The sequence below is a fragment of the Variovorax sp. P4_D9 genome (genome assembly GCF_056401695.1).
On the sequence record NZ_JBFUIU010000022.1, the window covers coordinates 17,132 to 31,022 of the forward strand.

The 13,891-nt window shown below is 66.9% G+C and carries 12 protein-coding genes; 4 read left to right on the top strand and 8 right to left on the bottom strand.

The window, feature by feature from the left end; all coding sequences use genetic code 11:
- Positions 1-8: 8 nt before the first annotated feature.
- A complete protein-coding gene (locus AC1DY5_RS04390; RefSeq protein ID WP_478108934.1) occupies positions 9-992 on the bottom strand; it encodes a Bug family tripartite tricarboxylate transporter substrate binding protein in 984 nt (327 codons plus the stop codon).
- A gap of 44 nt (positions 993-1,036) precedes the next feature.
- Complete coding sequence (locus AC1DY5_RS04395; RefSeq protein WP_478108936.1) at positions 1,037-2,674, bottom strand: GMC family oxidoreductase; 1,638 nt, start codon at positions 2,672-2,674, stop codon at positions 1,037-1,039.
- Between the two features lie 292 nt (positions 2,675-2,966).
- On the opposite strand from AC1DY5_RS04395, the gene AC1DY5_RS04400 reads away from it, so the two are divergent.
- Both AC1DY5_RS04400 and AC1DY5_RS04405 read left to right on the top strand, forming a co-directional pair.
- On the top strand, positions 2,967-4,445 hold the full coding sequence (locus tag AC1DY5_RS04400) for an aldehyde dehydrogenase (RefSeq protein ID WP_478108939.1): 1,479 nt from the start codon (positions 2,967-2,969) through the stop codon (positions 4,443-4,445).
- A 31-nt stretch (positions 4,446-4,476) separates the two neighbouring features.
- Entirely contained in the window at positions 4,477-5,646 is a 1,170-nt protein-coding gene (locus AC1DY5_RS04405) for a mandelate racemase/muconate lactonizing enzyme family protein (protein WP_478108941.1), read from the top strand.
- An 85-nt stretch (positions 5,647-5,731) separates the two neighbouring features.
- Here the strand turns inward: AC1DY5_RS04405 and AC1DY5_RS04410 are convergent, their stop codons facing one another.
- From AC1DY5_RS04410 to AC1DY5_RS04435, 6 genes are read right to left on the bottom strand one after another with little or no spacing between them, the layout of a single operon-like run.
- Positions 5,732-6,889: a PrpF domain-containing protein gene (locus AC1DY5_RS04410; RefSeq protein WP_478108943.1), complete on the bottom strand. Its 1,158-nt coding sequence runs from the start codon at positions 6,887-6,889 to the stop codon at positions 5,732-5,734.
- A 2-nt stretch (positions 6,890-6,891) separates the two neighbouring features.
- A complete protein-coding gene (locus AC1DY5_RS04415; protein WP_478108945.1) occupies positions 6,892-7,872 on the bottom strand; it encodes a tripartite tricarboxylate transporter substrate binding protein in 981 nt (326 codons plus the stop codon).
- Positions 7,869-8,399: a LeuD/DmdB family oxidoreductase small subunit gene (locus AC1DY5_RS04420; protein ID WP_478108948.1), complete on the bottom strand. Its 531-nt coding sequence runs from the start codon at positions 8,397-8,399 to the stop codon at positions 7,869-7,871. Before AC1DY5_RS04420 ends, AC1DY5_RS04415 begins: the two co-directional genes overlap by 4 nt.
- Before the next feature lie 25 nt (positions 8,400-8,424).
- The gene (locus tag AC1DY5_RS04425) at positions 8,425-9,693 is read right to left on the bottom strand and encodes a 3-isopropylmalate dehydratase large subunit (protein ID WP_478108950.1); all 1,269 of its coding nucleotides are present in this window, start codon (positions 9,691-9,693) and stop codon (positions 8,425-8,427) included.
- Positions 9,690-11,231: an FAD-dependent tricarballylate dehydrogenase TcuA gene (gene tcuA / locus AC1DY5_RS04430; RefSeq protein ID WP_478108951.1), complete on the bottom strand. Its 1,542-nt coding sequence runs from the start codon at positions 11,229-11,231 to the stop codon at positions 9,690-9,692. Before tcuA ends, AC1DY5_RS04425 begins: the two co-directional genes overlap by 4 nt.
- 51 nt (positions 11,232-11,282) lie before the next feature.
- Entirely contained in the window at positions 11,283-12,272 is a 990-nt protein-coding gene (locus tag AC1DY5_RS04435; protein ID WP_478108953.1) for a tripartite tricarboxylate transporter substrate binding protein, read from the bottom strand.
- A 134-nt stretch (positions 12,273-12,406) separates the two neighbouring features.
- Here AC1DY5_RS04435 and AC1DY5_RS04440 point away from each other — a divergent pair, with 134 nt between their 5' ends.
- Together AC1DY5_RS04440 and AC1DY5_RS04445 are read left to right on the top strand one after the other, a co-directional pair.
- Entirely contained in the window at positions 12,407-13,345 is a 939-nt protein-coding gene (locus AC1DY5_RS04440) for a CysB family HTH-type transcriptional regulator (protein ID WP_478108955.1), read from the top strand.
- Positions 13,342-13,891, top strand: a 550-nt coding sequence (locus tag AC1DY5_RS04445; protein ID WP_478108958.1) for a LysR family transcriptional regulator, incomplete at its 3' end; no start/stop codon positions are given. The genes AC1DY5_RS04440 and AC1DY5_RS04445, both read left to right, overlap by 4 nt.

The following is a 13,891-nucleotide window of genomic DNA, read 5'->3' on the forward strand; positions in this document are numbered from 1 at the left end:
GCAGATCCTCATTCCGCCTTGAGGCCGAGCTGCTTGACCAGGCCGCCCCACTTCACGTTTTCCTCGGCGATGAAGCGAGTGAACTCGGCGGGCGAGTTGGGCACGATCTCGCAGCCCATCTTGTTGAACTGCTCGCGCACTTCGGGCAGCTTCAAGATGGCCAGAGTCTCGCGGTTGAGGCGCTCGACGATGTCGGGCGGCGTCTTGGCCGGCGCCACCAGGCCGAACCAGGTGATGACCTCGAAGCCCGGGTAGCCCGATTCGGCGATCGTCGGGATGTCCGGCGCCATGGGCGAGCGCTGCAGGCCCGACACGGCCAGCGGTCGCAGCTTGCCCGCCTGCACCGACGGCAGCAGGCCCGCGATGCTGGACATCATCATCTGCACCTGACCGCCCAGCAGATCGCCGAGCGCTGCCGCATCGCCCTTGTAGTGAACGGCAGTGATGTCCACGCCCGCAGCCTTGCGAAACAGCTCCATCGACATGTGCGGTGAGGAGCCGATGCCGCCGGTGGAATAGTTGACCTTGCCCGGGTTGGACCTGGCATAGGCCACCAGTTCGGCCAGGTTCTTGGCCGGGAAGGACGGGTGCACCACCATCAGCAGCGGGTTGTGCACGATGCGGACCACGCCAGTGAAGTCCTTCACTGAGTCGTAGCCCACGTTCGGAAAGAGATACGGCGCTACCGCATGCGTGGTCTGCACCGCAAGGTAGAGCGTGTAGCCGTCCGCCGGCTGCTTGGCCACGTAACTGGCGCCGATGGAGCCGGCCGCACCGGGCCGCGCATCGACGATGAAGGGCTGGTTCATCTTCTCGCCGAGCTGGTTGGCGATGAGCCGGGCCACCTGGTCGGTCGGCCCGCCGGCAGTGAAGCCGACGACGATCTTCACCGGCTTGTTGGGGTAGCCGCTGCTCTGCGCGCGGACTCCGGCGGTCACGGAGATCGCGATCAGGCCGATCACCGTGCGGCGGTCGAGTTTGCTTGTTTGCATCTTTTGTCTCCGGCGCACGATGGCGCCCTTTTGTTGGGGCCAGATCAGTGGCGGGCCGCCAGGACCATCTCGGCACCCTTCTCCGCGATGGCCATGGCGGGGACCGCAGTGCCCGACGAGGGAAGGGTCGGACAGATCGACGAATCGATCACCCTGAGTCGTTCGATGCCACGCACGCGCAGTTCCGGATCGACGACGGCCATGTCGTCCTTGCCCATCTTGCAGGTGCCCACCATGTGCCATGAGGTCTGAAGCGTCTCGCGGATGTAGGCCAGCATGTCCGCGTCGTCGACCACACCGGGACCGGGACGGGTCTCGCGTACGACCAGGGGGGCGAGCGCCGGCATCGCCGCGATACCTCGCGAGATGCGCATGCCGCGCAGGAACAATCGAGCGTCGTCGTCGTTCGACAGGTAACGCGGGTCCATGCTGGCCTGCTGCCGCGGGTCGGTCGAGCGGATGTGCAGGGTTCCGGTCGACTTGGGCTGCAGAGTCGTCACGCCGAAAGTGAAGCCGGGGAACATGTCCATGCCGGTGCCCGGGGTGCGGGCGTAGCGGTCGCCGCCAGAGAGCGGCTGCAGCCGCAGCACCAGGTCGGCCTGTCGCTTGTCGGGACTGCTGCGGTAGTTCATCTGCGCGGTGGACGAGGAGATGGTCAGCAGCCCCTGGCGCTTGAAGATGAAGCGCAGGCCCTCGCGCATCTTGCGCAGCGGGCTGCGCAGCAGGTCGTTGACGGTGATCTTCTCGGCGCACTCGAAGGTGAGCCGCGTGTTGGGATGGTCGCGCAGGTTCTCGCCCACGCCCGGCAGGTGATGCAGCACGGGAATGCCGTGCTGGCGCAAGACGGCTTCCTGGCCGATGCCCGATCGTTCCAGAAGCGGCGGCGTCGCCAGCGGACCCGCCGACAGGATGACTTCCCGGCCAGCACGTACCGTGGACGTGGCGCCCGAGGCGTGCAGGAGCTCCACTCCGACGGCCGTGCGACCCTCCATCACCAGCCGCACCACCGTGGTATTGGGCAGAATGGTCAGGTTGCTGCGCTTGCGCGCCGGCTTCAGGTAGCCTGCGGCCGAGTTGTTGCGAAAGCCCTTGCGCGTCGAGTACTGCAGGTAGAAGGCTCCTTCATAGCYGCCGTCGTTGTAGTCGGGCAGCTCGCGATAGCCAGCCTCGGTGCAAGCCTTGACAAAGGCACCGGAGAGCTTGTCGAAGCGGTCCAGCCGGGTGCAGTGGATGGGGCCGCCGCGGCCCCGCAGGGCGGGATCGCCCTCGGGGAAATCCTCCATGCGCTTGAACACTGGCAGCATGTCGGCATAGCCCCAGCCGGGGCATCCCAGTTCCACCCAGTGGTCATACTCGGCCGGATCACCGCGGGCAAACAGGTTGCCGTTGATCGAGCCCGAGCCGCCGATCACCCGGCCACGGGTCCAGCGCTGCGGCTTGCCATTGAGATGGCGCTGCGGCTCGGTCATGTACGGCCAGGTCACAGCGGGGTTGTTGATCAGGTTGACCACCATCAGCGGCACCCTGATGTTGAGGTTGTTGTCGCGGCCGCCCGCCTCGATCAGCAGGACCGAATGGCGGCCGTCAGAGGAAAGCCGCTCGGCCACGATGCATCCGGCGCTGCCTGCTCCGCAAACAATGAAGTCGAACTGCGCATCGGCCGGCAGCGAATCTGCGTACATCGGGTCTGTCTCCTTTTTCGTCTCCGGGTCACTGTGGTCTCGGTGTGAACCGGACAAAAGTCTGACGGAAGATGACCATTACCAAAAATAATATTTAGGCATCGTTCGATCGCCAAATTGCATGCTAGAAAGCCGACTTTCCGGCTGCCGGGGTCGAGCCCAGGATGCTTCATTCACATACTGGGATTCAAAAGGATTATTTGTAGCGATGCTGCGTCCGCGGTACGGTTCTGCCCCACGGTCGCTCGGCGGCCTCGAACGCGGCTGGCCCCGCCCACAAGAGAAGACGCACATGAYCGACCCCTACCGGCTCTATATCGATGGCACCTGGCGCGAGGGCTCCCAGGCCCGGCGCTTCGACGCGGTCAACCCCTTCAACCGGGAGGTATGGGCGCAGGTGTGCGAAGCCTCGGAGGATGATGTGCGCGATGCGGTCGCTGCCGCCCGGCGCGCCTACGAGACGAACTGGCGCAAGACCACCGGCAGCCAGCGCGCGGCGCTGCTGCATCGGCTGGCCGAACTGCTGGAGCGCGAGGCTCCGCGCATGGCGCGGCTTGAGAGCACCGACAACGGAAAGACCATCCGCGAGACGCATGCCCAGATGCTGTATGTGGCACGCATCTTCCGGTTCTTCGCCGGCTATGCCGACAAGATCTGGGGCTCGGTAATACCGCTGGACCAGCGCGACGTGTTCGACTACGTGGTGCGCGAGCCCTATGGCGTGGTCGGCGTGATCACGGCCTGGAACTCACCCATCGCCCTCCTCGGCAACAAGCTGCCGGCCGCCCTGGCCGCCGGCAACTGCGTGGTCATCAAGCCATCGGAACATGCCTCGGTGACCACGCTGGAGTTCTGTCGCCTGGTCGAGGAAGCCGGCTTTCCGGCCGGAGTGGTCAACGTCGTGACGGGCGACGTGACCATCGGCCGCGCGCTGGTGGGCGGCGGTGGTATCGACAAGATCTCCTTCACCGGCAGCGGCCACGCGGGCCGCGACATCGCGTCCATGGCCGGCAAGCAGCTCATTCCGGTGACGTTGGAGCTCGGCGGCAAATCGCCCAACATCGTCTTCGCCGACGCCGACGTCGAAAAGGCCGTGGTGGGTGCGCTGGCCGGCATCTTCGCGGCCGCGGGGCAGACCTGCATCGCCGGCTCTCGCCTGCTGGTTCAGCGCCCGCTCTACGAGTCGATGGCCAAGCGCCTGGCCGAGCGTGCCGAGCGCATCGTGCTGGGCAATCCGCTCGATGCGGCCACCGAGATGGGCACCGCCGCCAACGAGCCGCAGTTCCGCCGCATCCTGGCGGCCATCGACCGCGGCCGCGAGGAAGGCGCCCGCCTGATCACCGGCGGCGGCCAGTCCACCGACCCGGCGCTGGCGCGCGGCTTCTTCGTGCAGCCGACCATCTTTGCCGACGTCGACAATCGCATGCGGCTGGCGCAGGAGGAAATCTTCGGCCCGGTGCTTTCGATGATTCCCTTCGACACCGAGGAAGAGGCACTCTCGATCGCCAACGACACCTGCTTCGGCCTCGCCTCGGGCGTGTGGACGCAGGACATCTCGCGCGCCATGCGCATGACCCGCGAATTGCGCGCCGGCGTGGTCTGGGTCAACACCTACCGCATGGTCTCGCCGCAAGGCCCCTTCGGCGGCGTGAAGGAAAGCGGCTACGGCCGCGAGCGCGGCGAACTGGGACTGCTGGAATTCACGATCGCCAAGAACGTGATGATCGATTTTTCCGACGAGGTGCGCGATCCCTTCGCCATCAAGGCCTGAACCCGCGAGCACACAGCAGGAGCGCATAGCAATGATCGATCGCATCGAGATCTTCGTCACCGAACTGCCGGTCCGCCTGAAGCGGATCTTCTCCAGCGGCAGCTACGACACCGGCCCGCTCGGGCGGGTACTGGGCAAGCCGGTGCTGGTGCGCATCCATGCCGACGGCGTGGTGGGGTGCGCCCAGATCCGCCCGATCGCCCCGGGCCATTTCGTGGCCGACACCACACACAGCGTGGTCGCCGCCATTCGCGAGATCTACGGGCCGGACATGCTGGGCCGCGACATCTTCGACATCGAAGGCATCAACGAGCGCTTCGACCTGCGTCTGGCCGGCAACCCGGCCGCGCGTGCCGTGCTCGACATCGCCCTGCACGACGCCATGGGCAAGGCGCTGGGCCTGCCGGTCCACAAGTTGATCGGCGGCTGCTGCCAGCCGGTCATCCCGCTCGAGTGGTCGGTCAGCCTGGCCGACGACGTCGGCGTGATGGTGGCGGAAGCGACCCGTGCGGTGGACGAATTCGGCATCAAGGTGCTGTGCCTCAAGGCGGCCGACCGGCGCGGATGGCGCCAGGACATTCGCAATTTCGAGACGGTGCGCAAGGCGGTGGGCGATGACGTGGTGATCGGCGTCGACCCCAACACCGGCTGGTCGGTGGCCGATGCCATCGCGGCCATGCACGCGCTGCGGCCCTTCGACCTGGGCTATGTCGAGCAGCCGGTGGCGCGGCGCAACCTGCGCGGCATGGCGGCGGTTCGGCGCGAGGCGGCCGGTGTCCCGGTCATGGCGGACGAGGGCATCTTCACGCTGCAGGACGCCTATGCACTGGCCGAGGCCGGCGCAGCGGACGCGCTGTGCATCAAGCTCTACAAGATCGGCGGCCTGACGCCCGCGCGCAAGATCGCTGCGGTGGCCGAGGCGGCCGACTTGATGCTCAACTGCGGCGGCCTGGCGGCGCAGTCGCAGCTGGAAGCGGCAGCCGCCGCGCATTTCTATGCCAGCGTGCCGCAGCGCCGGATGATGGGCGCGGGCGAATTCGTCTTCGGGCTCAACACCACGGCGCCCGACCCGCTGGTCCCCGAGACCGACTTCGTCGTCCGCGACGGCTGCGTCGAGGTGCCGCGCGCACCGGGTCTGGGCATCACCATCGACGAGGATGCGCTGCGCCGTCACACGCTGCTGCACGAGGTCGTGGCGTAAAAGAGCGGCCGCTTCTGCGGACCGCGCGAGGGCGAGGCCGGCCAGGGCCGCGTCGTCATCGAGAGCCGCCCTGCCCCGTCGCGCTCTACGCCGTGCCGCGCACCAGCAGCGAACCCTCGAACAGCCGCCGCTGTGTGCGGTAGAAGCCGCCGCTCTGCACGTGCCAGCGGCCATCTTCCAGTTGCCGGACGTCGGCGGCGACCTGCAGCACGCCCGAAGGCATGCCGATGCGCAGCGGCCCGCCGCCGGTCCGGGCGGCCGGCGCGCAGGCTTGGTTCACCACGGAGCCGCCGATGCGCGCGGCCGTGGCCATGCACATGGAAACCCCCAGAGGCAAGGCGCGATGCGGCTGGCCGTTGGACAGTGCGCGGGCCACCAGGTCCACCGAGTCCGCATGCACCGCATCACCCGAGAGCGTGACCGAGTCCGTCGGTGGCACGACCATGGCGATGAAGGGCACCGCTGTGCGGCACGCCGCCTCCGCCGCATCGGCGGCCAGGCCCATACGCTGGGAGGCCTCGATGCGAATCAGGGCCAGGCGCTGCATCAGCGCGGCGTCCTCCTCGAGAGCCATCGGTGACTCGGTGCCCGAGAGGCCGAGGTCCGCGGCACGCACGAAGACGCAGGCATTGCTGGCATCCACCATCGAGGCCTCGATCTTTCCGTAGCCGGGCACATCCAGCGTGTCGACGACATTGCCCGTGGGCAACAAGTGGCCGGTGGACGCGCCGCCGGGGTCCAGGAAGTCCAGCCGCAGCGGCGCACCAGTGCCGGCCACGCCCGGGATTTCCAGGCTGCCGACCACCTCGGCCAAGCCCTCGCGCACCTCGAAGTGCGCGACTATGATCTTGCCGGTGTTGGTGTTGTGAATGCGCACGGCCGCCGCCCCGTCTGGCACGCTGACCAGACCCTCATCCACGGCGAAGGGTCCCACCGCAGCAGACATGTTGCCGCACAGCGGCTGCCAATCCACCTGCGCAGTCTTGATCTGCACCTGCCCGAAGGTGTAGTCCACGTCCGCGTCGGCACGGCTCGGCGGGCCAATCACGCACACCTTGGACAGCGAGGACAGCCCGCCGCCCATGCCGTCGAGTTGGCGTCCATAGGGGTCGGGGCTGCCCATCGCGCTCAGCAGCAGCGGGTCCCAGCCGGCGCGGTCGGCGGGCAAGTCGCGGCTGTGCAGCATCAGGCCCTTGCTGGTGCCGCCGCGCACGAAGACAGCAGGAAGTCGGTATTGGCGCATGCTCAGTCCACCTTCGCACCGGCCGCGGTCACCGCCGTTCGCCACTTGGCCACCTCACGCTCCAGGAAGGCGGCGAATTCGCGCGGCGTCCCGGCCACCACCTCGTTGCCATCGGCCAGCATGCCCTGGCGGAACTCCGGCTCGCGGGCCAGGCGCGACACTTCGCGCTGGACCTTCTCGACCACCGCGTCGGGCGTGCCCGCCGGGGCCAGCAGCCCGTACCAGGCCGCCACGTCGTAGCCCGGCACCCCGGACTCGGCCACGGTGGGAACGTCCGGCAGCACCGCCGAGCGGCGCGCGCCGGTGACGGCGATGGCCTTGAGCCGGCCCGACTTGATCTGCGGCAGCACCGAGGCGAGCGCGCCGATGTAGACCTGCTCCTGACCGGCCATCACGTCGTTGAGCGCCGCCAGGGCGCCCTTGTAGGGCACATGGGCCATGTCGATGCCGGCCGCCTGATTCAACATCTCGGGCCCCAGGTGGTTGAGCGTGCCGTTGCCCGCAGAGGCGTACATCAGTCCGCCGGGCTTTGCCTTTGCCAGGGCCACGAGTTCGCGCACGTTGTTGGCCGGCACTTCGGCGTTGACGACCAGGATGTCGTCCACCATGTTGAGCAGGGTGACCGGCGCAAAGTCGCGCAGCGTGTCGTAGGGCAGGCGCTTGTACAGGCCCGGGGCGATGGCAAAACTCACGTCCGTCATCAGCAGGGTGTAGCCGTCGGGCGGCGACTTGGCCACGACCCCGGCGCCGAGGGTGGTGCCGGCGCCCGGGCGGTTGTCCACGACCACCGGCACCTTCCACAGGTCCGAGAGCTTTCTGCCCAGGTTGCGCGCGATCAGGTCGATGCCGCCCCCTGGTGGGTAGACCACCACGATGTGGATCGGCTTGCTCGGCCAGTCCGCGGGCGCGGGTCCGGCCGCATGCGCGATGCCGGCGCCGGCCAGCAGCAGGGCCGCGGCGGCGCCGGCAAGGCGACGCTTCAAGCCGTGCTCCCGGCAGATTCGACCGGCTTGGCGGCAGCGCGGCGGGCGAGCTCCTGCTTGACCCAGTCGGTCACGCCACCCATGTCGATGATCTGCTGGATGAAGGCCGGAAGCGGCTCGGCGCGGTATTCGCGACCCTCCAGCAGCACGCGACCGCTGACCGTGTCGACCTCGATGGACTGGCCCTGACTGGCGGCCGCCGCCACTTCGGGGCTGATCATGATCGGCAGGCCGAGGTCGATGGACATGCGGTAGAAGGTGCGCGAGAAGCTCGCCGCGACGATGCAGCTGATGCCCAGCGCCTTCAGGCCGAACGGCGCCTGCTCGCGGCCTGAGCCGGAGCCGAAGTTGCGCCCGGCGACGATCACGTCGCCGGGCTTGACGCGCGCCACGAAGCCGGGGTCGACCTCTTCGAATATGTGCTTGGCGATATCCGCCGGATTCATCAGCGAGAGGTAGCGTCCGGGCACCATCACGTCGGTGTCCACGCTGTCGCCCAGCTTCTGCACGTTGCCTTGGAATTTCATGGCGTCGTTCTCCTTGTCGGACCGCTCACAGGCGGGCCGGGTCGATGATCTCGCCGGCGACGGCGGTGGCCGCGGCGACGTAAGAATTGCCGAGGAAGACCTGTGCGCCCGCGTGCCCGCCGCGCCCCTTGAAGTTGCGGTTGATGGTGGCGAAACCCACCTCGCCGTCGTCGAGCGCGCCGTTGTGCCCGCCGAAGCAGGCCCCGCAGGTCGGCGTGCTGACGGCCGCGCCGGCCTCGACGAAGATGTCGATCAGCCCCTCGGCCATGGCCTCGCGGTAGATCTTCTGGGTGGCCGGAACGATCATGGCGCGGGTACCCTTGGCGACCTTGCGGCCCTTGAGCACGCTGGCGATCTGCCGCAGGTCGGTCATGGTGCCGTTGGCACAGTTGCCCATGTAGACCTGGTCCACATGCACATGGCGGATCTCGTCGACCGACACCACGTTCTCGGGCGAGTAGGGCTTGGCAACCATGGGTCGCAGACGGGCCAGGTCGATGTCGTGGCGCGAGCTGTATTGCGCATCGGTATCGGCCACGATCGGCGTCCAGGGCCGCTTACACGTGGCCTCGGCCCAGGCGCGGGTGATGTCGTCGAACTCGACGATGCCGGTCTTGGCGCCAGCCTCCACCACCATGTTGCAGATGCCCATGCGTTCGTCCATGTTGATGTCGGCCAGGCCCGGCCCGCCGAATTCCATGGAGCGGTAGAGCGCGCCGTCGACCCCGATGTCCTGCAGGATCTGCAGGATCACGTCCTTGCCCGTCACGTGAGGGGCCTTCTTGCCGCGCAGATTGAAGCGCATGGACTCCGGCACCCGGAACCAGGTTTCGTCGATCTGCATGATCGCCGCCATGCCGGACCAGCTCATGCCCGTCCCGAATGCGTTGAAGGCGCCGGCGGTGCCGGTGTGGGAGTCGCCGCCGGCGATCAGGTCGCCCGGGCCGCACAGGCCCACTTCGGGCATGAGGGTGTGCTCGATGCCGCCCTTGCCCACATCGTAGAAATGCTCGATGCCCTTGGAGGTGGCGAAGCGGCGCATGTCGCCGAGCATGCGTGCACCCGCGGCGCTCGGGGCCGGCGCGAAGTGGTCGCAGACCATCATCACCTGGTCGGGGTTCACCACCTTGCCGCCGCCCATGTTGGCGAAGTGGCGGAAGGCGACCGGGCCGTTGGCGTCGTTCAGCAGCACCATGTCCACGCGGGCGCGCACTACATCGCCGGGCTCGACCCGGTCACGGTCGTCGAGACGGTGGGCCTCGAGGATCTTCTCTGCAATGGTCTGTCTTGTCATGGGAGGCTTTCGGATGCGGGTTGGCCGGTAACGGCAAGCGGCTCGCGGCCGCGGGCAAAGGCACCTGCGCTGGCGCCGGCCAGGCGACCAAAGACCGCACCGCTGGTCAGGCCGCTGGCGCCTGGATAGTTAAAATAGAAGATGCCCCCGACCATCTCGCCGGCCGCGTACAGGCCCTGGATGGGCTCGTGGTTGGTGTTGACCACCTGGGCCTTGGTGGTGATCCTCAGGCCGCCGAAGGTGAAGGTCACGCCGCAGGTGATGGCAAACGCCTGGTAGGGCGGCGTATCGAGCTTGAGCGCCCAGTTGGACTTGGGAATCGGCAGGCCCGGCGTGCCCTTGCCGTCCTTGATGTTGGGATCGAAGGCCACGCCCTCGTCCACCGCCGCATTGAACTCGTGGATGGTCTTGAGGCACTGCTCGGGATTCACATCGTCGAGCTTGCGCACCAGTTCCTCGAGCGTGTCGGCCTTCACCTTGGTGACATGCTTGGTGCGGTACTCGTCGAGCAGCAGGTGGGCCACCTTGTCGTCGTAGATCTGCCAGGCGAACTGGCCGGGCTGTTCGAGGATCAGGTGGCCGTACTTCGCATAGGTGAAGTTGCGGATGTCCGCGCCTTCGTCCAGGAAACGCCGGCCGTCGCCGTTGACCATGATGCTGAAGGTGTAGCTGTGGCGCTGGAAATGCGGCGTGAGGTCGAGGTCGCCGAAGTCCGTTGCATAGCGCTCCCAGCCCACCGCATGGCAGCCGGACCAGTGGCCGTAGGGCTGGGCGCCGATGTTGAGCGCCATCGCCAGGCCGTCCCCCGTATTGAAGCGGGTGCCACGCACCTTGGCCAGATCCCAGCCCTTGCCGAGGTAGCGGGTGCGCCACTCGCTGTTGGCCTCGAAGCCGCCGCACGCCAGAACGACGGCGTGCGCGGCAATACGCTGCATGCGCCCGTCGATGCGCGCCACCACGCCGGAGACGCCGTCGACGTCGTGGATCAGATCCTGGACCCAGGCGTCGTAGCAGATCTGCACGCCCTTCTTCTCGGCCGTCTTATAAAGGGCCTCGACCAGGCCGGGTCCGCCACCGTAGGTCGCCAGCGGGGCTCCGCCCCAGAACTTGAAGCGGCCGTTGGTCTTGTAGGCCTGACGGCCGTAGTTCGGCTGGAATTTCACGCCGTTGGCGTTCATCCAGCGCATCACGGCGTTGCTGTTGCGCACCAGGATCTCGCAGAGGTCCGGGTCGGTGCGGTGCATGGTGATACGGGCCATGTCGTCGAAGAAATCGCTCTCGGGATACGCACCGAAATCGGTGTTCTCGATTTCATCGGGCGTGAGGTCGCCGGACAGCGCGATGATGTCGTCCACGCCGTCGTAGGCGAAGCGCATCTTGCCGTCAGTGTAGGCGGTGTTGCCGCCTCGCTCGGCGAAAGGCGCGCGCTCCAGCAGCAGCACGTTGGCCCCCTGTTCGCGCGCAGAGATCGCGGCGCAGAGCGCGGCATTGCCGCCTCCCACGATCACGACATCGTGCTTGTTCTCTTCGTAGTTCATGGGTTCGGTCTCACGTTCAGGCATGTCTTTCTTGGGCTTCCAGGGGTGGCCTCATTCGGCGCGGATGTGGGCGCGGTCGATGATCGACGCCCATTTTTCGATCTCCGTCCGGAGGAAATGCGCGAACTCGTCCGAGCTCATCTCCACCGGATCCATGCCCTGCGCGACGAGCTTCTCGCGCAGAGCCTTGTTGCGCAGGCCAGCGCGGATCGCGCTGTCGAGCTTCTCGATCACCGGCTTGGGCGTGCCGGCCGGCACAACGATGCCGTACCAGGAACTGGCTTCGTAGCCAGGCACCCCTGCCTCGGCGATCGTCGGCACGTCGGGCAGCGCACGGGTGCGGGTGCGGCCGGTGACAGCCAGCGGCACCAGCGAGCCCTGCTTGACATGGCCCAGGGTGCTGGTCACGGCCGCCATCAGCACCGGCACCTCGCCGCCCACCGCCGCGGTGGTGGAGGGCGCGCCGCCCTTGTAGGGAACATGGTTGATGTTCACCTTGGCCATGAAGTTGAACAACTCCATGGACATGTGGGTGATGTTGCCGATTCCGCCGGACGCATAGTCGAGCTTGCCGGGATTGCGCTGGGCGTAGTCGATCAGTTCACGGACCGAGCGAACCGGCAAGCTCGGGTTGACCGCCAGCACCGACGGGCCCCAGGCGATCATTGCCACTGGCGCCAGGTCCTTCGTCACGTCGAAGCTGATCTTCGGGAACATCGACGGCATCGCCAGGGTCGCGTTCGCCAGGTACATGGTGTACCCGTCGGCCGGCGCGCGGGCGACGAAGTCCGCGCCGATGTTGCCGGACGCGCCAGGCTTGTTGTCCACGATCACCGGCTGGCCGAGCGCGTCGGTGATGCTCTGGGCGATCACTCGCGCCACGATGTCGGTCGCGCCACCCGGTGCGAATCCGGATACGAGTCGGATCGGCCGGTTCGGGAACTGCGCCTGGGCGCCTGCTGCGAACGCCGCGAACAACAGCCCCGCGGCCAGGGTGGTCCTGCCCAGCATGCGCCGGACCTGCCTTGTGGATTTTTCCATGGTCTTTCCATGCGACGACGGCGCCGGATGCTGACGCCGTTTTTCATCGCGTTGCGGCACGATAGCGGTCCTTTCGATTCAATGCCAGAATATTGTGTTATCACAATATTCAATTCATTCATGCTGGAGACGCGATGAAACTGCTGCAACTTCGCTATGTGCTGGAAGTCCACCGCCACGGCAACCACATCTCCAACACGGCCGAAGCGCTGCACACCTCGCAGCCCGGCATCAGCAAGCACATCCAGCAGATCGAGGCCGAGCTTGGCTTCGAGGTGTTCGCCCGCAAGCGCAACCGCATCGTGGGCCTGACCGAGCCCGGTCGCGAGGTGGTGACCATCGCCAAGCGGGTGATCGGCGACATCGACAACCTCAAGCGCCTGGGCGAGGAGATTTCGGCGCGGGACACCGGCAGCCTGGCCATCGCCACCACCCACACGCAGGCGCGCTACGTGCTGCCGAAGGTGATCGAGCGCTTCATCCAGCGCCATCCCAATGTCCGACTCAACCTGCGCCAGGGCAATCCGACGCAGATCTGCGAGATGGTGGAAGCCGGCGAGACCGACCTGGCGATAGGGACCGAGACCACGCGGGCATTCCCGGCCCTGGTGCGCCTCGACTGCTTCGAGCTGGAACGCATCATCATCGTCAAGGCCGGCCATCCGCTGCTGAAGATCCGCAAGCCCACGCTGCAGGACGTGGCGGCCTATCCCATCATCACCCACGATCCGGCCTTCAGTGGCCGATGGAAGGTGATGGAGGCTTTCCGCAAGGTCGGCATCGAGCCCAATATCGTGTTCGGCGCGGTGGATGCCGATGTCAGCAAGACCTACGTGGAACTGGGCCTCGGCATCGCCGTGATGACCGCCGTTTCCTACGACAGGCGCAAGGACCAGGGCCTGCGTGCGATCGGCGCGAGCCACCTGTTCCAATCCAGCATGCTGTCGATATCGGTGCGCGCCAACAGCTACTTGCGCAACCACACTTACGACTTCCTGCGCCTGTTCTCGCCCAAGCTCACCCAGGACTACGTGCGCTCGGCGCTCCAGCAGCAGGCGGAGGCCGAACGATGAAATTCCGCCTGCGGCAGATGGAGGTGTTCCGCGCCGTCATGTTGACCGGCTCCATCAATGGTGCATCGCGGCTGCTGTTCATTTCGCAGCCCGCAGTCAGCCGCATCGTGGCGCATACCGAGCAGACACTCGGGCTGTCGCTGTTCAACCGGGCCAAGGGCAAGCTGCTGCCAACGCCCGAGGGCGAAGCCTTGTATCGCGAAGTGGACGAGTTCTACCAGCAGGCGCTGCGGGTCGACGAGTTCGCGCGCAACCTGGCGCAGGGGTCCTCGGGCACGCTCAACCTGTGCTCCAGCCCCTGCCTGAGCCGCGGTCTCATGGCGCGCGCCATCACTCGCTTCGTGCAGCGATACCCACAGATCAGGGTGAGCTACCACGTCACCCTGCTGGCCGACATGGCGCAGCAAGTGCTGGGCCACAAGGTGGACCTGGCGGTCCCGGTCATGCCGCTGGAGCACCCCAACCTGCTGGTCACGCCGTTGACCGAGGGACGCATGGTCTGCGTCATGCCGCGTGGACACGAACTGAGCCAGATGTCTGCAGTCG